Annotated in this window: 19 protein-coding genes; all 19 read right to left on the minus strand. The window is 55.0% G+C overall.

The window, feature by feature from the left end:
• Positions 1 to 6: 6 nt before the first annotated feature.
• Positions 7 to 1,008 carry an SGNH/GDSL hydrolase family protein gene (locus HPY30_03020; protein ID QYZ65053.1) on the minus strand — a complete coding sequence of 334 codons (1,002 nt, stop codon included), beginning with the start codon at positions 1,006 to 1,008 and terminating at the stop codon, positions 7 to 9.
• 146 nt (positions 1,009 to 1,154) lie between these two features.
• Positions 1,155 to 1,688, minus strand: a complete 534-nt coding sequence (mobB, locus tag HPY30_03025; GenBank protein ID QYZ65054.1) for a molybdopterin-guanine dinucleotide biosynthesis protein B — start codon at positions 1,686 to 1,688, stop codon at positions 1,155 to 1,157.
• Between the two features lie 43 nt (positions 1,689 to 1,731).
• Positions 1,732 to 2,145 (minus strand): DUF2802 domain-containing protein, encoded by a 414-nt coding sequence (locus HPY30_03030; GenBank protein ID QYZ65055.1) that lies wholly within the window; start codon positions 2,143 to 2,145, stop codon positions 1,732 to 1,734.
• The gene (locus HPY30_03035; GenBank protein ID QYZ65056.1) at positions 2,142 to 2,318 is read right to left on the minus strand and encodes a hypothetical protein; all 177 of its coding nucleotides are present in this window, start codon (positions 2,316 to 2,318) and stop codon (positions 2,142 to 2,144) included. The genes HPY30_03030 and HPY30_03035 overlap by 4 nt, the downstream gene beginning before the upstream one ends.
• Positions 2,319 to 2,575: 257 nt before the next feature.
• Positions 2,576 to 3,058, minus strand: a complete 483-nt coding sequence (locus HPY30_03040; protein QYZ65057.1) for a chemotaxis protein CheW — start codon at positions 3,056 to 3,058, stop codon at positions 2,576 to 2,578.
• A 72-nt stretch (positions 3,059 to 3,130) separates the two neighbouring features.
• Entirely contained in the window at positions 3,131 to 3,853 is a 723-nt protein-coding gene (locus HPY30_03045) for a chemotaxis protein CheW (protein ID QYZ65058.1), read from the minus strand.
• Positions 3,850 to 4,650: a ParA family protein gene (locus HPY30_03050; GenBank protein QYZ65059.1), complete on the minus strand. Its 801-nt coding sequence runs from the start codon at positions 4,648 to 4,650 to the stop codon at positions 3,850 to 3,852. Before HPY30_03050 ends, HPY30_03045 begins: the two co-directional genes overlap by 4 nt.
• The gene (gene motD / locus HPY30_03055) at positions 4,647 to 5,477 is read right to left on the minus strand and encodes a flagellar motor protein MotD (protein QYZ65060.1); all 831 of its coding nucleotides are present in this window, start codon (positions 5,475 to 5,477) and stop codon (positions 4,647 to 4,649) included. Before motD ends, HPY30_03050 begins: the two co-directional genes overlap by 4 nt.
• Before the next feature lie 10 nt (positions 5,478 to 5,487).
• Positions 5,488 to 6,234, minus strand: a complete 747-nt coding sequence (locus HPY30_03060) for a flagellar motor protein (protein QYZ65061.1) — start codon at positions 6,232 to 6,234, stop codon at positions 5,488 to 5,490.
• A gap of 5 nt (positions 6,235 to 6,239) precedes the next feature.
• Entirely contained in the window at positions 6,240 to 7,301 is a 1,062-nt protein-coding gene (locus tag HPY30_03065; protein QYZ65062.1) for a chemotaxis response regulator protein-glutamate methylesterase, read from the minus strand.
• 62 nt (positions 7,302 to 7,363) lie between these two features.
• A complete protein-coding gene (locus HPY30_03070; GenBank protein ID QYZ65063.1) occupies positions 7,364 to 9,538 on the minus strand; it encodes a chemotaxis protein CheA in 2,175 nt (724 codons plus the stop codon).
• Positions 9,539 to 9,617: 79 nt separating this feature from the next.
• Positions 9,618 to 10,352, minus strand: a complete 735-nt coding sequence (locus tag HPY30_03075; protein QYZ65064.1) for a protein phosphatase CheZ — start codon at positions 10,350 to 10,352, stop codon at positions 9,618 to 9,620.
• 26 nt (positions 10,353 to 10,378) lie between these two features.
• Positions 10,379 to 10,765 carry a chemotaxis protein CheY gene (gene cheY / locus HPY30_03080; GenBank protein QYZ65065.1) on the minus strand — a complete coding sequence of 129 codons (387 nt, stop codon included), beginning with the start codon at positions 10,763 to 10,765 and terminating at the stop codon, positions 10,379 to 10,381.
• A gap of 58 nt (positions 10,766 to 10,823) precedes the next feature.
• Complete coding sequence (locus tag HPY30_03085) at positions 10,824 to 11,567, minus strand: RNA polymerase sigma factor FliA (protein QYZ65066.1); 744 nt, start codon at positions 11,565 to 11,567, stop codon at positions 10,824 to 10,826.
• Positions 11,564 to 12,445: a MinD/ParA family protein gene (locus HPY30_03090; protein ID QYZ65067.1), complete on the minus strand. Its 882-nt coding sequence runs from the start codon at positions 12,443 to 12,445 to the stop codon at positions 11,564 to 11,566. Before HPY30_03090 ends, HPY30_03085 begins: the two co-directional genes overlap by 4 nt.
• Positions 12,438 to 13,739 carry a flagellar biosynthesis protein FlhF gene (gene flhF, locus HPY30_03095; protein QYZ65068.1) on the minus strand — a complete coding sequence of 434 codons (1,302 nt, stop codon included), beginning with the start codon at positions 13,737 to 13,739 and terminating at the stop codon, positions 12,438 to 12,440. The genes HPY30_03090 and flhF overlap by 8 nt, the downstream gene beginning before the upstream one ends.
• A 69-nt stretch (positions 13,740 to 13,808) precedes the next feature.
• A complete protein-coding gene (gene flhA / locus HPY30_03100; GenBank protein ID QYZ65069.1) occupies positions 13,809 to 15,905 on the minus strand; it encodes a flagellar biosynthesis protein FlhA in 2,097 nt (698 codons plus the stop codon).
• A 34-nt stretch (positions 15,906 to 15,939) separates the two neighbouring features.
• Positions 15,940 to 17,073: a flagellar type III secretion system protein FlhB gene (gene flhB, locus HPY30_03105; GenBank protein QYZ65070.1), complete on the minus strand. Its 1,134-nt coding sequence runs from the start codon at positions 17,071 to 17,073 to the stop codon at positions 15,940 to 15,942.
• Positions 17,074 to 17,076: 3 nt separating this feature from the next.
• Positions 17,077 to 17,859 carry a flagellar biosynthetic protein FliR gene (gene fliR / locus HPY30_03110; protein QYZ65071.1) on the minus strand — a complete coding sequence of 261 codons (783 nt, stop codon included), beginning with the start codon at positions 17,857 to 17,859 and terminating at the stop codon, positions 17,077 to 17,079.
• Between the last annotated feature and the right edge of the window lie 90 nt (positions 17,860 to 17,949).

Here is a 17,949-nt window from a genome sequence, read left to right on the forward strand (position 1 = left end):
TTGGGGTCAGGAATGGACCCAGGCGATGCGGAAGCGTCCTATCGCCACGCCCAGCAGTCCAATAAGCATTAGCCCCAGTGCCGCGGGCTCAGGCACCACTTCGTGCATTTGAGCAGCAAGAATCTGGTGAGTGGCCGACGTGGGATGAAAGCCGTCCCATGAAAGATACTCATCCGGATTGGCACAGGCGGTTCCTCCGGCTAAAACAAACTCGCTGTAACAGGCATCTGTGGCATTGGTGAAACCAAACGAAGCAGGATCGTCATAGACCTGGTTGAGCAGTCCAAAGGTATCCATACGCATCAAGTTAACGTCTGCAAAGGGAGCGACAGCAGCCAGCAGGGCGGCATCGAGGGCGTTATTGAAGAGATTGGTCAGAAAAGACGCACCCGCCACCGGCGCTCCGCCACCGGTTACGAGAGGCACCAAACCCAAGTCGGGGACGTTGGGTATGAGGAAATCTTTTGCTCCGATGGCGGCGAGTTCCCCCACCACCTGAGCGATTCCGCCAACTGCAATGGTTATATCGGCAGTGGGATCGTATAAGGGATTTACCAACGCCTGGTCCAGGATGTCACTCATGTCATTGGATCCGGACCAGACGATAAAGAGAGCATCGGCATCCGCCGGTGTCATGCCCAGCCCGCCCAGGTAGAGATCCTTCTGTTCATTGAGGCTCAGTGCACCGAAGGCACCGAGTGGATGGGTAAAGCTGCGTGCACCGCCATAGGCGTAGTTGTTGCCGCCCAACACTGAGCTACCAGTGGGAAGACCCAGTCGGTCAGAAAAATAATCGACGTAGTTCAGTCCGTTGGTGAAGCGTCCACTGTTGATTCCGTCAGTGTATTCCGGTGGTGGTATCAATCCGCCGGTAATTGTGGCGACGTTACCCTGATCCGACAGGCTGTCACCAAACACATAGAGGTCGCTGAAGCGGCTGGCAAAGGTCGTCAGGGGCCATAGCAACACCAGTAAAAACAATAGACTCCAAAGTCCATATCTTCTCATTTTCAGCTCCTGGCTCCGGAAAACGGGATGCAATGAACCTAACTATAGCTTGTCAAGACAGGAATAAAAGGTGACCTGATCAGAACATCCGTCGGAGCGGCGACCCGCCGCGAGACCCAAAGACCAATCGCAGCGAGGCGCAGCGCCTACTCGTGGCAGACCGGCTGCAGGTATTTGAACAGGATGAAATCCCGTATCGCCGAAACATCGTTGATATCGAGTTGGGGCAGAGTCAGCAACACAGGTACAGGCTCATCGCTGGCCACAGCGACGATCGAGGGGTCCTCCAGACAGAGCAGAGGACGCCCCATGACAGGCCGGTGCAGTTCGATTTTGGGGAAACGCACATGACGAAAACCCTCCACCAGGATCAAGTCCAGTCGGGAGGCGTCCAGGCGATCGAGCATGGTCTGCAGGTCAGGATCGCCCTCGATCTCCTCTTCCACCATCAAGGCCCAGCGCTGGGCGGTCGCCAGCAATACCTGACCGGCACCGGCTTTGCGAAGTTCGTAGCTGTCCTTGCCAGGTTTGTCGACATCAACTTTATGATGGGCATGCTTGACGACACCGATCCGGATTCCCTCCGCCTTCAACAGCGGAATCAATCGGGTCAACAGGGTGGTTTTTCCGGTGCCGCTGTATGCGGCAAAGCCCAGTACGGGAACGGCTGCCTGAATCATCTTTCTACCAGCGTGGGAATAGGGGGAAACCGGGATGTGGGTCTCAATCGATGGGGGAGTTGTTTCGCTTCATGCCGTGCAACATGACGATCAGATCCGCCTCACCCCGACTGATGTTCAACTCATCCATCAGCCTATCGGCCTTGGCGCCCTCCTGAACCAGACGAATCGCCTCAGCGTAGGGAGGCTCACCGGTCCGTTGGTACTCCATGCTCTCCTGCCGCTCTTCCAGATCCCGCCCGTGGCGTTCAATCCGATTGACCCGTTTATCCACACCGACGGAACTGGAACAGAGGGCCCCGACCGTCTGCTTGAGGATCTCCACCTCACGCATTGCTTCAGCGAGACGCTCTTGAGTGCGATTGATTTGTCTGTTTGAGAGTACGATAAACACCAAAACAGCGATCACCAGTACTGCAAGGGTTATCCATAAGTTGAGCATGGCGCTATCCATCATGCGTATTCATCGATGTGCGGCTTGCCGTTGTCATTTTCCTGGGCGGGCTCTTTTTTCCTTCCTTGTTTGTTACGCTCTTCCTGAGGCTTCGGACGCTCACGACGCTCTGGCCGCCGACTGGGATTCACGGGGTAGAGTGGATTTATCGGACTCTGCTCACCGATTTCTGGCATTTCAGCTCCATTGTTTTTAGAGATCGGAGTCTAACTTGTGTTCGTCCGGAAGCCCATATCTAACCCCAAAGAACGCGAAGAGCGTTAAGGTAAACGATTGATTAACAATAAATTACCTTTCGGCAACTGCTCCCTGCGTTGCTCTACCTCCTGCATCCATGCAGTCGCGTGTACTTCGTGCGCTTCGTGGTAAAAAAACAGCGTTTCCTGACCGACACTAACTTGAAGGGAGTGTAGCATGGGATTGCTATTCGGCATCAGAACATGCTGATCTCAGCCCACTCCTCATCTGTCAGCAGTTTATTCAGATCCACCAGGATCAGCAGACCATTCTCACGGGTTGCCACGCCCTGGATATAACGCGAACTCTCATCATTGCCGACATTGGGGGCAGCGTCGACCTCGTCCTCGTTAAGTTCCACCACTTCCGCCACCGCATCCACCAGGATGCCAACCACCTGCTTTTCGGACTCAATGATCACGATACGGCTTGAGTCGTCCAGTTCGGCTGAAGGCAGACCAAAGCGGCTGCGGGTATCGATGACGGTAACCACGTTCCCGCGCAGATTGATGATACCCAGTACGAAAGGGGGCGCACCAGGAACCGGGGCGATCTCGGTAACCCTGAGAACCTCCTGCACCTTCATCACATTGATGCCGTATGACTCATCCTTCAGCCGAAAGGTGACCAACTGAAGCACCGAATCATTCGCATCGACTTCTGCAGCATTTGTGTTCATTTACGCACCTCATCCCACCTGTTACACCCCATCACGTCAAAAAGTGGACGGGAATTATGTTCTTTGAATTAATTAAGCACTAATCATGCCCAACATGCTGTCAATATCCAGCAGCACAGACAACTGCTCTACCATCGTTCCGGCCAGCCAGGGACGTTTTCCCTGGGCAGTGCGCCAGCGCACACCTCCAGCATTCAGCATAATCGTCTCTGCAATACCGTCCACGGCAAGGCCGTATCCGCCGTCACCCACGACCAATACATGGCCACCGCTCTGTCGTTCACCCGGTACCCTGTCACTGACTCTCTCCGGCATCACCAGACGAGCGGTGTCGACCACCACTATCTTCTGCCCGCGATTGACCAACACACCCAGGTGCCAGTCGGGCTGGCCCGGTATAACAGAGGCCTCATCCCGCCACTCAAGAATACTCACCAATCCGGTCAGAGGTATTCCCAAATTCAGCCCTCCTACCTTGAACACCAACACCTGAAAAGGCATTTCGGCCCAGGACGGAATGATCGGCTCATTGACTGCCTGTGTGACCTCAACGGTCTGACTGGCGACCTCGGTCGCCGGCCCGGCGGTCACCTCCTCACTCACATGTGTGGCGGAAACAGCCTCCGTCAACGTCTGTTCCGTAATATCGGCTATTTGGGTGGCAACTTTAGTTTCGGCGACCGGTGCCTCGACAGGAATCTCACTGATCTCCTGCAACAGCACATCCAGATAGCTGCTGAGGGCGGCATCCGGCTCCGCAAGATGGGTGGGGGGCTTTTCCTGTTGTCGATTCAACGTCCGACTCCGGCACTGACCGGCTGTCCCACTTCCCGTTGCAGGTCTTCGAGTAGATCGGTATAGGCGCTCACACCGCGACCACCAGGGTCAAACATTGCGGGAGGAATACCTGCCCTGCTCGCTTCGCGTAAAAGAGTGTCAACCGGGATCAGGCCTCGCCAGAGATGTTCCTGATAGGTCTCACGCAACACCTTCAGGCTGTCGACGGAAGCACGGGTACGCTGATCGTACATGGTGGGGACGATGGTATAGGGCAGCGAATTCTGTCGCGCCTTGAGTACCATCTTCAGGGTGTGCAACATCCGCTCCAACCCTTTGAGGGCAAGGAACTCTGTCTGCACGGGAATAATCAGCTGCTCGCAGGCCGCCAGCGCATTGATCATCAGAATACCAAGGACAGGTGGACAGTCGATCAATACATAGTCGAAACGATCTTCCAACCGGGCAAGGGCGTTTTTGATCACCAGACCCATGCCGTCCAATCTGCCGGCCTGACGATCGAGTGTCGCCAGCGCCATGGCAGCGGGCATCAGTTCCAATCCATCGGTACCAGTCTTGTAGAGCAGTGTCGCTGGATCAACATCCTGTTTGTCCGCCACCGCCTTGAAGAGCGAGTAGACGCTCTCTTCGATGGAGTCAGGGTCGTAACGAAAATAGCTGGTCAATGAACCGTGGGGATCAATATCGATCAGCAGGGTTCTGAGACCCCACTGTGACAACAGGCCACCGAGACCGACCGTGGTGGTAGTCTTGCCCACCCCGCCTTTCTGATTGGCGATGGTCCAGATCTTCATCGGCTACCATCAGGTAAGATAATGGTCCGATCCGGATCGCCGTTCATGCCGAGGATAACCAGGCTCACCCGGCGGTTCTTCTGCCGACCGGCCTTGCTGCCATTGTCGGCAATCGGGCGATGTTCACCATATCCGATGGCTGCCAGGCGTCCAGGGGCCACACCCATGCGGGCGATCAGATGCACGACACTGGCCGCGCGTGCTGCGGAAAGCTCCCAATTCGACGGATATTCAGGCGTATGGATCGGCTGGTTGTCCGTATAGCCTTCAATCTGCAGCTGATTTTTCAATGGTCGCAGAATGCTGCTGATATCCCGCAAAACCTTTACTGCGGCACGGGAGAGTTTGGCACTGCCACTGGGGAAGAGCATCTTGTTCTTCATATCCACAATCACCCGTGTATCGCTGTGGGATACATCGACCAGATCCTTTTCGATGTAGGGTTCGAGCATGTCACCAATGGTGGCCGCAAGATAGCTCAGACGCTGCGCCTCATCCACCGCGCTGTCCAGTGATCCATCATCATCGTAAGTGCCGGGACCGAAACGTGTCTCCGTCTGGATCAGCGCGCTGCTGCCTTCGGCACCCGTGGGATCTCCGCTGGAGCGGCTGATCTCGCCGATCTGGATCGGGTCCTGGCTGCGGGACGGCTCCTGAAACGCATTGGTCAAGGTTTGGGACAATACCCGGTATTTGCCCTCATTGACTGAAGATATTGAGTACATCACGACAAAAAACGCAAACAGCAGGGTGATAAAATCCGCATAGGAGACGACCCACCTTTCGTGGTTCTCCTGTTCTTCATGCCGTTTACGCCTGCGCGCCATTTTGCCCTCGTTATGAGAGAAAAGCCTTCAGCTTCATCTCAATATTGCGTGGATTTTCACCCTCGGCTATCGCTACAACTCCTTCGACCACCATTTCACGGTATTTCGTCATCCCCAGCGATTGGGTCTTCAGTTTTGCCGCTATCGGCAGTAGAAACAGATTTGCCAGTCCCACCCCGTAGATGGTGGCGACAAAAGCTGTGGCGATACCGCTGCCCAGCTTGGCGGGGTCTGCCAGATTTTGCATCACATGGATCAAACCCATAACCGCGCCGATGATACCGATAGTGGGCGAGTAGCCACCCATACCTTCATAAACCTTGGCCGCCTGCAGATCGTAGTGCTCTGTGGCATCCACCTCCATCTCGAGGATATCCCGAATCACTTCAGGTTCACTGCCGTCCACCAGCAGTTGCATGCCTTTACGCAGAAAGTCATCCGATTCCTTCTCGGATATGGTTTCCAGCCCGAGCAGACCCTCTTTGCGTGCGATATTGCTCCAGCTGACAAGTTTCTTGATGGTCGGGGACATGTTGATCCTGCCAGGCAGGAACACACGTCCTGACAATCTCAGCGCATGTAAAAAAACCGGTACAGGCGTCTGTAGAAGGATCGCACCAACGGTACCGCCAATCACGATAATCATTGCTGGGCCGTTGACCAGCGAGTCGATGTGTCCGCCTTCAAGCCAATTTCCGCCCAACACCGCCATAAAGGCGATGATGATGCCGATAAAGCTGAGAAAGTCGACTCTCATATTCTCTACTGTTCTCTACCCAGATTTTCAAGCATGGTCCCGATCTCATCAAGCGAGACAACACGGTCCACAAGACCCGCTTTTTCAACCGCCCGGGGCATGCCGTAAACCACACAGCTCGCTTCATCCTGGCTCCAGAGTTTGGCGCCTGTCGACTTCAACTTGCGTGCCCCCTCCAAACCATCCGCGCCCATGCCCGTCAGAACTACGCCCAGTGCCTGCGCACCAAAAACTCTGGCCGCCGACTCAAGCAACTGATCCACGCTGGGATGGTAGATCTGTCCCCCATGCGCATCCTTGACCCTCACCATTGAACCCGAGACTCCCTTTTCCACTATCATCTGCCTGCCGCCTGGCGCCAACAGTACCCTGCCGGGACGTAGCGGATCACGATCCCTCGCCTCCTTCACTTCAATAGCGCAAACAGTATTGAGACGGTCAGCATAAGCCGAAGTGAATGCGGCGGGCATATGTACCGCAACCACCAACGGAATTGGGAAATTCCGTGGCAGTCGGGTCAAAATATTCTGCAGCGCCACAGGACCACCGGTTGATGCACCAATAGCAATCATGTCAACAGGGCCGGTCTCCTGCCTGTATCCAACCGGCAACCGGCTTGCCCCGAGTCTTGTGTTTGTTGCGGATTTTGGCGGCAGCCGCCCATGCCCTACAGCTCTCACCCGCTGTCGGAGTTGCTCTCCGAAAACCTCTGCGGATTCACCCGATTTCAAACCATCCGGCGTTTTTGGAAGAAAATCCATCGCCCCGGATTCCAAAGCATCAAGCGTTTCCCGCGCCCCAGCCTTGGTGAGTGCCGAAAACATCAGGATACGGGTCGGGGATCTCGCCATGATGTGGCGAACTGCGGTAATGCCATCGAGTACCGGCATCTGCACATCCATGGTGATGACATCCGGATGTAGCTGTTGCGCCAGATTGACCGCCTCTTCGCCATTCATGGCGTAACCAGCTATCTCAAGATCCGGCGCAACCTCCAGCATCTCACCAATCCTGTGCCGATAAAATGCTGAATCATCGACGACTAAGACTTTCAGCCTGGCCTGCATTTCTCACCATCCATCTCTGAGAGACAGTTGTTTCCGAAACCATCTGCAGATCACTGGCCCGCTCAATATTTTCTGGCGTACTTGCGCATCAGCCCTGGGACATCCATGATCAGCGCGATTTTCCCATCGCCGGTTATCGTTGCACCGGCCATGCCTTCCAATCCCTGCAACATGGCACCCAGGGGCTTGATAACCACCTCTTCCTGGCCAATCAGTTCATCCACCACCAGCCCCACCTGGATGTTGCCGACATTGACCACAACGACATGTCGACTACTTTTTTCCTCTTCCACCATAGCGCTATTCTGCACCAACCACTGACTGAGATAGAAAAGCGGCAGCGCGCGTTCCCGTACCATGATCGTCAGTTGTCCATCCACCACATTGGTACGATTGAGATCCAGATTGAAGATCTCCACCACACTGGCCAATGGCAGGGCAAATGGCTGCGTACCCAGCACGACCATCAGCGTGGGCAGGATCGCCAACGTAAGTGGCAGTTTGATGGTGATGGTGCTGCCTCGCCCTTTTTCTGAATCGATCTCTACCGAGCCGTTCATCTGCGAGATGCGCGTTTTCACCACATCCATACCGACACCGCGGCCAGAGACGTCGGAGATTTCGGTCTTGGTTGAAAAACCGGGCTGAAATATCAGGTTGTAGCACTCTTTGTCGTCGAGACGGGCGGCCGCCTCCTGATCCATCATGCCCTTCTCCACAGCTTTCTGCCGCAGCACATTGGGATCCATACCTTTTCCGTCGTCACTGATTGACAGCAGAATGTGGTCCCCTTCCTGGGCAGCGGTGAGCAACACGGTACCGCGCCGTGGCTTGCCGACTCTTTCACGCTCGTCCGGCATTTCAATACCATGGTCAACCGAATTTCTGACAAGATGCACCAGCGGATCGGCAAGCGCCTCCACCAGGTTCTTGTCCAAATCGGTATCCTCACCCTCCATCTCCAGGTCGATCTCCTTCTTCATGGTACGGGCGAGGTCACGCACAACCCGGGGGAATCGGCCAAAGATCTTTTTGATCGGTTGCATGCGGGTCTTCATCACCGCCAGCTGCAGATCCGATGTCACCACATCGAGGTTGCCCACCGCGTTGCTGACATCTTCATCATTCATAGTCGCCTTGAGTGTCGCCAGGCGATTTCTCACCAGCACCAACTCACCCACCATATTCATGATGTCATCGAGACGCTGCGTATCGACACGGACTGTCGTCTCTGCCGATTGCGGCTTGGCCGCTCCCTTGGGTGCAGGAGGGGATTTGGGTTTTGCCTTTTGCGGTGCCTGCACTGCCGGTGCCGTTTCCGGTTTGGGTTTTGGCTTGGCAACAGCGGCCGGTTGAGCCACCTCTGATTTCACCGCTTTTGTTGCGCCGGAAAATTTCCCTTTTCCATGCAAGTCATCCAACAGCGCATCAAACTCATCTTCAGAGATCTCATCAGCGGAAGGTTCAACGCTGGCAGATTTCTGATCAGGTTCTTTGCCGGGTTCACTGGAAAACTTACCTTTTCCATGCAAATCATCCAGCAACGTCTCAAATTCGTCTTCGGAAATCTCATCTGAACCAACAGGGGATGTTTTTTCCGTCTCTTCTCCAGATTTGCTGGAAAATTTCCCCTTACCGTGCAGATCATCCAGTAAAGACTCAAACTCATCTTCGGTAATTTCATCACTGCCTGTTGTTGCTTCGGCGGTATCGGGGGTCTGAATTGCATCGAGCAACTCTTCAAACTCATTGTCGCTCAAGTCACCTTGATTCGATTGAGGCTCAGGGATTGGTTCTGCTTGTGCCACAGAAGGCACTTCAGCCGCGGGGGCTTCTTTCTCTTCCCCTTCGGGAACAGTAAAGGATTTCAGCCGGTTGATCAGTTCGGGATCGGCATTATCCGGCATCTCTCCGCCCCTGATCTCATCAAACATATCATTAACCACATCCACGACCTGTAGCACTACATCCATCAGGTCCGGTGTAATCTTGCGTTGTCCCTGCCGCAATATGTTGAATACGTCTTCTGACTTGTGGCAAATCTCTACCAATGAGTCGATAGCAAGAAACCCTGCGCCACCCTTGATGGTGTGGAATCCACGAAAGACGGCATTCAGCAGATCGTAATCATCGGTCTGCTGCTCGAGATCCACAAGTTGCTCTCCCAGCAGTTCGAGGATCTCTCCCGCTTCTACCAGAAAATCCTGCAGTATCTCGTCATTGAGATCTATGCTCATCTTTCTACCCCTGTCTCTATCCTTTGGTATAGATCTGATTCATTCATTACTTTCATGTTTTCGGCAGAGAACGCAAAAACTAAAATCCCAAACTCGACAAGAGATCATCCACATCATCCTGATTGGTCACTACATCGCCCTGTTCTACCCCAGGCACTACCGGCCCTTCCAATACTGTCGGGTCGTTAATTTTATTGCTAACCTCCAGCTTGCCGCCGGTAATCCGAACCAGCTTGACCAGTTTTTCCTCAACATCGTGAACCAGATCGATCACTTTACGGATAATCTGTCCGGTAAGGTCCTGAAAATCCTGTGCCATCAATACATTCGAGAGGTTTTCATGCAGACTGTTGGAGTGGCTTTGCGTCTGTTGAAGAAATGCAGCCAATTCATCGCTGAGACCCCGGAAGTCATCCTTGGTCAACAGACGGGAACGAAATTTGTCCCACTCCGCCAACAACTCACCCGCCTGTTTATCCAGCGCTTCCACCATCGGCAGGCTCTGTTCTACAGCCGTCAGCGTACGATCCGCAGACTGCTCCGTCATGGAGATGACGTAGTTCAAACGCTCCTTTGCGTCAGGTATATCCACCTGAGTCATCTCGGAGACCCGCGAGTCGAGCAGAAAACCGTTGATCGCTTCATGCAACTCCCGGGTCAACCTGCCGACTTCCGTAAAGAGCTCGTTCTCTTTTATCTCGGCCAATTCACCGATGACACGGTCGGCATCCTCATTCTTACCAGCTTCCAGGTGTGCCACGAGAGCACGCGCCAATTCGAGGCGAATCTGGTCAGTCTCTGTCTGTTCCTGCATTCGGGTTCTCCTGCCCCTGTAACCTGTCAGCCTTCGACACGCTCAAAGATCTTGCTTATCTTCTCTTCGAGTGTGCCTGCGGTGAATGGTTTTACCACGTAGCCGTTGACGCCGGCCTGGGCCGCTTCAATGATCTGCTCGCGTTTGGATTCAGCAGTCACCATCAGCACCGGCAATCCCGCCAGTTTTGCATCGGCACGTACCGCCCTAAGCAGGTCGATACCCGTCATACCCGGCATGTTCCAATCACTGACCAGAAAGTCGAAATTTCCAGTCTGCAACATGGGTAATGCAGTGGTTCCATCGTCCGCCTCCTGAGTATTGGTAAAACCCAGATCACGAAGCAGATTTTTGATGATGCGCCTCATGGTGGAAAAATCATCCACGATGAGAATTTTCATATTTTTGTCCAAGGCAACCTCCAATCACTGTGCCGCCGTACCAAATTGACGATTCCATCTGTCGCCATACTTACTCTTCATCTGCCAGACTGAGCCATTCCGTCAGCCGCGAACGCAGCCTCAATGTCGCCTGACTGTGGATCTGGCAGATCCGTGACTCACTGACACCCAGTACCAGCCCGATCTCACGCAGATTCAACTCATCGTCGTAGTACATCGCCACTACCAGTCTCTCCCGCTCGGGAAGACCAGCAATAGCATCCGCCAACGCCTGTTTGAAGGCATCCTTCTGCAAACCTTCGAAGGGTCCCTGCAGTGAATCCAGACTCCTCTCAGGGGCGATTTCACCCACCGCACTCAACTCATCCAGACTAAAGATTCGACAACCTGATGCATCCTTCAGGATCTGGTGGTACTGCTGTACCGACATATCCAGTGCATCGGCCACTTCCGAATCACGGGCATCCCGTCCCTCCTCGTTCTCGATGACGCGCATCGCATCAGCCACCATTCTGGCTTTGCGGTGCACTGAACGTGGCGTCCAGTCACTACGCCGGATCTCATCCAGCATGGAACCGCGGATGCGGATTCCCGCGTAGGTTTCAAAGCTGGCGCCCTGGGTGGGATCGTAGTTGCGACTCGCTTCCAGCAACCCCAGCATGCCCGCCTGAATCAGATCGTCAGCCTGCACATTGGGGGGCAGGCGATTCATCATGTGATAGGCAATACGCTTGACCAGCCCGGCGTGCCGGATCACCAGGTCATCATGTCCCTGTCTTTCCTCTATGGCGCTATATGTAGCCAAACCGTTCACCGTCCCATCTCCCCGTATTGACTTGAAAACTGGATCAAACGTTCAACGAAAAATTGCAGGTCGCCGCTCGCATTGGCGGGTACAGGCCAGTTATCGGCCTTCTTCGCTAAATTCTTGAATGCTTGAGCAACCCGAGAGCGGGGATAGGCTTCAACCACTGGTTTCTGCCCTTTTACCGCTTTGCGCAGTTGCTCATCGTAGGGGACGCTGCCCATGTAGCTGAGCATTACGTCCAAATACCGGTCTGTTACCCGGCACATCTTGTTATAGAGGTCCCGCCCCTCCTGCACACTCTTAACCATGTTGGCGAGAATGCGGAAACGGCTGACGCTATGTTCACGATTCAGCAGTTTGATGATGGCGTAGGCATCGGTTATCGATGCCGGCTCATCACAAACCACCACCACCACCTCCTGGGCTGCACGGCTGAAACTGACCACCAGATCGGAGATTCCAGCTGCGGTGTCGATCAGCAATACATCGACATCATTCGCAAGCTCACTGAAGGCATGGATCAGTCCCGCGTGTTCAGCCGGACTCAGCTCCGCCATCTGCTGCATGCCGGAAGCGCCGGGAACGACCTTCAATCCCTTCGGCCCCTCCACCAGAATCTCTTCCAGTGTGCGTTCACCATTGATGACATGGGAAAGGTTGTACTCGGCATGCAAACCCAACACCACGTCGATGTTGGCGAGCCCAAGATCGGCATCCAGCAGCATCACGCGCCGCCCCATACCCGCCATGGCCACGCCGAGATTCACCGAGACATTGGTCTTGCCGACGCCACCCTTTCCGCCGGTAACGGCAATCACCCGCACGGGATCCGGATTCACCATGCGCCTTAATCCTGAGGCCTGATCTTCAATAATGTCAGACATGAGCATGTTCACCTGTGCCTCCAAACGCGAACGCCATATATCCCTCATCCGGGGATTCATCCGCCTCCTGAGCCATCTCCATCGCCCGGCTCACCAGACTGTGGGCTCTGGCAACATGCAGATCCTCAGGCACTCGTTGCCCATCGGTGACAAAAGCCAGTGGCAGACCTGTATCGATCAAAGTACTGAAGACACCACCCAACGATGCCGCCTCATCCATCTTGGTCAGAATGCAACCTACTGGACGGGCGATGCTGAAGGCCCGAATCGCATGAGCGAGTGCCGAGCGCTGGGTAGCGGCTGATAACGTCAACAGGGTTCGTACAGGATGATTACCCGAGGTAATCATCGAAAGCCGTTGGCTCAGCTGGATATCCTGCTGACTCATACCGGCGGTATCGATGAGTACCAGGCGTTTTTCCGAGAAGGCGCGCAGCGCGGCATCCAGCTCTTCCGCTGTCGAGGCGGTGCGAACCGGCACATCCAGAATGCGACCATAGTTGTGCAACTGCTCCTGGGCACCGATGCGATAGCTGTCCGTGGTAATCAACGCCAACTGGCGGTTACCATGACGCAGGCAGAAACGGGCTGCCAGTTTGGCGATGGTGGTTGTCTTGCCGACCCCGGTCGGGCCGACCAGAGCCACTACACCACCCATGTCGAGGATATCCTCCTGGACCACAGGCAGTTCACTGATCAGGTGAAACAGCGCCTTGCGCCAGGCCTGATCCTCCGATTCCATATCCTCCACCCGGCCGGCCAGATCACGGCACAGGTCCGCACCCAATCCCATTCCCATCAGACGACGAATCAATTCCTGGGTCTGGGGACGGCGTTGACCCATATCCCGCCAGGTCAATTCGGAGAGTTCGTTCTCCATCATGCGACGCAGCGCCTGCATCTCCTGTCGCATCTCCTGCAACACAGGGTCCTGGCTCCACTCCACCTGAGGCTGGGGCTGTGCCTGGGATGTCTGGTGGCGGGCGCGATCGATACTGACCGGTTCTGCAAGTTTTACCGGTTTTTCGGAAATATTGGGTTCACGGGCCGGTCTGACAGCTCTTTTTGGTTCTGCTGCCACAGGAGCTTGAGGCTCATTCTGACGGGGGATCTCCGTTACCCTGTCGGTCGCTGCATCATTGAAGGCCGCCACGTCGTAATCCATGGCCGCCACCAGTTCCACCCCCCCCTCCACACTCTTGTTGGAGAGGATGACTGCATCGGAACCCAATGTATCCCGCACCGATTTCAAAGCCTGACGCATATCAGGCGCAAAGAAACGTTTTATCTTCATTGTGGGCAATCCCCCGCAGCAAACCGAGAAATTTTCGGATTACTTCCGGAATCGAAATCAATCTGCCAATTAAGTCTCTGCATTCGTGTTGCCGATTGTTGAAATCACCTTTATCTGGCGATTGTCGGGTATCTCGTTATAGGAGAGGATGTGCATGCCCGGCGCCGCGTGTTTCGCGAATCGCGCCATCCAGGGTCGGATCGGCGCAGCCACCAGTAGTACACTCTCCTGTCCTGCCGTTTCCATATTGGCTGCCGTCTCCGCCAGCGCCTGTTGCAACCTCTCTGCCAGTCCGGGTTCGAACCCAGCCTGCCCCCCTTCCGAGGCATGCAAAGTCTGCTGCAATATCTGTTCCAATTGTGGATCCAACACAGCTACAGGAATTTCCTGTGTAGAACCAATGAGTTGTTGAACAATACCCCGGGAGAGGGCAACCCTGACGGCAGCCGTCAGAACGCCAGGGTCTTGACTCCTGACAGCATGGTCCGCCAAGGTTTCGGCAATCGTGCGGATATCGCGGATCGAAATATGCTCCGCCAGCAGATTCTGCAGGATCTTCAGAAAGACACTCAGAGAGATCACCTTCGGTATCAGATCCTCCACCAGTTTGGGGGCCGTTCTGGAGAGACTGTCGAGTAGTTGCTGCGCCTCTTCGTGGCCTAGCAGCTCATGTGACTGGTTGTGCAGGATCTCGCTCAGGTGAGTCGCGACCACTGTGCTGGCGTCCACCACGGTAAACCCGAGGGTCTGCGCATGGTCGCGCTGCTCATGTTCGATCCAGACCGCATCCAGGCCAAAGGTGGGATCCTTGGTGGGTGTTCCCTGCAGTTCACCGAAGACCCTCCCCGGATTGATCGCCAGGTCGCGGTCGGGAAAGATCTCAGCCTCGGCTGCTGTGACGCCATTGACCGTGATTCGATAGGCGTTGGGAGAGAGATCCAGGTTATCCCGGATATGCACCGATGGGATCAAAAAACCCAGCTCTTGTGAGAGCTTGCGCCGCACTCCCTTGATCCGATTCATCAGTTGGCCGCCCTGGTTGCGATCCACCAGTGGAATCAGGCGGTAACCCACCTCCATACCGATCAGGTCGACCGGCTGCACATCATCCCAGCTCAACTCACGCTGCTCAGGCGGCTGCTCTTCAGGCAGTGGCGCGGCCACCTCCTCTTCCACCGGTTGCTGCTGGCGTTGCCAGATCATCCAGGCGCCAGCCCCAGCAGCAGCGGCCAGGGTAAGGAAAGCGAAGTTGGGCATACCGGGAATGACGCCCATAAGGAGCAGCACCGCTGCCGCGATCCCCAGCGCCTTCGGGGTGGAGAAGAGCTGACTGATAATCTGCCCACCCACATCCTGAGTACTGGCAACCCGGGTCACGATGATTGCCGCCGAGGTGGAGAGCAACAGGGAGGGAATCTGTGCCACCAGACCATCACCGATGGTCAACAGCACATAGTTTTGCAGGGCAGTGGCAAAATCCAGGTCATGTTGCACCATGCCGATGCCGAGTCCGCCGAGAATATTGATAAAGAGGATCAGGATACCGGCAACTGCATCGCCCCGCACAAACTTGCTGGCGCCATCCATCGCCCCGTAAAAATCCGCCTCTTGTGCCACTTCCTCGCGCCGTGTTCGCGCCGTATCCTGATCGATCAGACCCGCATTGAGATCCGCATCGATCGCCATCTGTTTGCCGGGCATGGCATCCAGTGTGAATCGCGCGCTCACCTCTGAGACACGCCCCGCACCCTTGGTCACCACCACGAAGTTGATAATCACCAGGATCAGGAAGACCACCAGGCCCACCGCATAGTTACCGCCGATTACGAATGAACCGAACGCCTCGATCACCTTACCCGCAGCATCACCGCCGGTATGGCCTTCAAGCAATACGATTCGGGTCGACGCAACGTTCAGGGCAAGCCGCAGCAAGGTCGCAATCAACAGCAGACTGGGAAAGACTGCAAAATCGAGTGGCCGGCGGGTATAGACCACCACCAGCATCACCACCAGAGAGAGGGTGATATTGAAAGTAAAGAACATGTCCAACATGATCGGCGGCAGCGGAATGATCACCATTACCAACAGCATGACCAAGACCAGCGGTGCACCCAGTCCCGCAGTACCGACACGTTTTACATTACCGAGAATCGCTGTGGCATCCATTTAGTTCGTACCTGGTTTGAGTGCTGAAAACCGATCAGTCATGGCGCAGATCCTCCGGCACCGGCAGCTCATCGGGGACCTGCGGTATGTCGCCACCCTCGGTTCGATAGACTCTGAGCTGGAAGACATAGGCCAGCAGTTTGGCAACCGCCAGAAAGAGTCCCGCCGGAATCGCCTCGCCCAATTCGCTGTGAAAATAGATGGCCCGGGCCAATACAGGAGATTCGACGATCGGCACATCCGATTCCAGGCCGATACGACGAATATTGGCCGCCACCAGATCGGCGCCTTTCGCCACCACCTTCGGTGCACTCATACTCCCTTGGTCATAACGCAGGGCAACAGCGTAGTGAGTCGGATTAGTGACGATCACATCAGCCTTGGGCACCTCTTCCATCATGCGCCGCTGGGCCATCTCCCGCTGCAGGCTGCGGATTCGGCTTTTGACCTCCGGACGACCGTCGGTCTCTTTCATCTCGTCCCGGATCTCCTGCTTGGTCATCTTCAACTGACGTTTGTGTTCCCAGAGCTGGAACGGCACATCGATGGCGGCAATAAGGATCAGGGTGGATGCGATCAACGTCACCGACCAACCGATGAGGGAACCCAACTTGGGCAGCGCCTGTTGGAACTCCATCCCATGCAGGTTCAGGTAGCTGTCCAGCGTGTTCCATAACAGAATTGCGGTAGCGCCTCCGATCAGCACGAACTTGGCCATGGCTTTGAGCAACTCAACCAGCGCCTTGGCGGAGAACATTCGCTTCAAACCCTTGGCCGGACTGAGCTTGCTCAATTTAGGTGTCAGCGCCTCGGCACTTATGGAGAAACCGCCCAATGCGATAGAACTGGCGATAGCCACGACTATCATTAATACAAAAAAGGGGACCAGCAGTATGAAGGCACCCTGCATGGCCGCACTGAGATGGGTGAAGAGAGTGCCGATATCGAAGATTTCGTCACGACTGAGCGTAAAACTTGTCTTCATCAGCGCCTGTAATCCACCACCCAGTTGGTTGCTTGTCGTAGCCAGAAAGATCACGCCGATCAGGGTGATCGCCATGGTATTGAGCTCTTTTGAACGGGCAACCTGTCCCTTGCGCTTCGCCTCATTCAGGCGTTTCGCTGTCGGTTGTTCCGATTTTTCCTGGCCGTCCTGATTTTCGGCCATGATTCACCTCGTTATCTGAAAAATTTGCATCATCAGCTGAAAGCCTTCATTCAACAGATGAGAGAAGAGATCCAAAACATTGGGCAGGGTTACGCTGATCAACACGAAACCCATTAGCATGGTGATGGGGAAACCTATGGAGAAGATGTTTAGCTGGGGTGCAGCCCGCATTACCACACCCATGCCCATGTTGATCATCAACATGGCGCCCATCATCGGCAGTGCGATCATCAATCCACCGGCAAACATACGACTGGCCCAGGCAATGATGTCGTGGATACCTGTGCTGGAGAGTCCACTCGTCGCCACGGGGATGGTCTGAAAACTGTCAACAACCAGTTCAACCAGTATCAGATGGCCATTGAGCAAGAGAAATACCAGGGTCGTAAGGATCAGATAGAATTGAGCCACCACCGGCACCTGCACACCGTTCTGCGGATCCACCATATTGGCAAAACCCAATCCCATGCTGTAAGCCATCGCCTGTCCGCCGAAGACCACTGCACCAAACACCATCTGCAGGATAAAACCCATCGTCACGCCGATGGCGATCTGCTGCAGCAGAATGATGAAACCGTCATGACTCAGCACATCCATGGGAGGCATATCACCCGGCAATGAAGGCATTGCCACCCAAGTGATGAGCAGCGCCAATCCCATACGCATACGTACAGGAAACTGGCGTGAGTTGAATACGGGTGAGGCCATCATCATTGCGCCGATGCGTATCAGCGGCCAGAGATAGGCGCCTAAGAAGGCGTTGAGTTGTGCTTCGCTGAACGACATTTGGACAACCTGAACTACCCCGTCAGATAGCCGACATGCCAAACTGAGGGACGCCGTAAATACATCCATGTAGGCTTGACGGCGGCATCC

Source organism: Gammaproteobacteria bacterium (ex Lamellibrachia satsuma), assembly GCA_019623805.1.
In the GTDB taxonomy this organism is placed as follows: Bacteria; Pseudomonadota; Gammaproteobacteria; order Chromatiales; family Chromatiaceae; genus QGON01.

Coding starts and splice junctions, on each gene's coding strand:
- HPY30_03020 (QYZ65053.1), bottom strand. CDS start 1,008: ATGAGAAGATATGGACTTTGGAGTCTATTGTTTTTACTGGTGTTGCTA.
- mobB (QYZ65054.1), bottom strand. CDS start 1,688: ATGATTCAGGCAGCCGTTCCCGTACTGGGCTTTGCCGCATACAGCGGC.
- HPY30_03030 (QYZ65055.1), bottom strand. CDS start 2,145: ATGATGGATAGCGCCATGCTCAACTTATGGATAACCCTTGCAGTACTG.
- HPY30_03035 (QYZ65056.1), bottom strand. CDS start 2,318: ATGCCAGAAATCGGTGAGCAGAGTCCGATAAATCCACTCTACCCCGTG.
- HPY30_03040 (QYZ65057.1), bottom strand. CDS start 3,058: ATGAACACAAATGCTGCAGAAGTCGATGCGAATGATTCGGTGCTTCAG.
- HPY30_03050 (QYZ65059.1), bottom strand. CDS start 4,650: ATGAAGATCTGGACCATCGCCAATCAGAAAGGCGGGGTGGGCAAGACT.
- motD (QYZ65060.1), bottom strand. CDS start 5,477: ATGGCGCGCAGGCGTAAACGGCATGAAGAACAGGAGAACCACGAAAGG.
- HPY30_03060 (QYZ65061.1), bottom strand. CDS start 6,234: ATGAGAGTCGACTTTCTCAGCTTTATCGGCATCATCATCGCCTTTATG.
- HPY30_03065 (QYZ65062.1), bottom strand. CDS start 7,301: ATGCAGGCCAGGCTGAAAGTCTTAGTCGTCGATGATTCAGCATTTTAT.
- HPY30_03070 (QYZ65063.1), bottom strand. CDS start 9,538: ATGAGCATAGATCTCAATGACGAGATACTGCAGGATTTTCTGGTAGAA.
- HPY30_03075 (QYZ65064.1), bottom strand. CDS start 10,352: ATGCAGGAACAGACAGAGACTGACCAGATTCGCCTCGAATTGGCGCGT.
- HPY30_03090 (QYZ65067.1), bottom strand. CDS start 12,445: ATGTCTGACATTATTGAAGATCAGGCCTCAGGATTAAGGCGCATGGTG.
- flhF (QYZ65068.1), bottom strand. CDS start 13,739: ATGAAGATAAAACGTTTCTTTGCGCCTGATATGCGTCAGGCTTTGAAA.
- flhA (QYZ65069.1), bottom strand. CDS start 15,905: ATGGATGCCACAGCGATTCTCGGTAATGTAAAACGTGTCGGTACTGCG.
- flhB (QYZ65070.1), bottom strand. CDS start 17,073: ATGGCCGAAAATCAGGACGGCCAGGAAAAATCGGAACAACCGACAGCG.
- fliR (QYZ65071.1), bottom strand. CDS start 17,859: ATGTCGTTCAGCGAAGCACAACTCAACGCCTTCTTAGGCGCCTATCTC.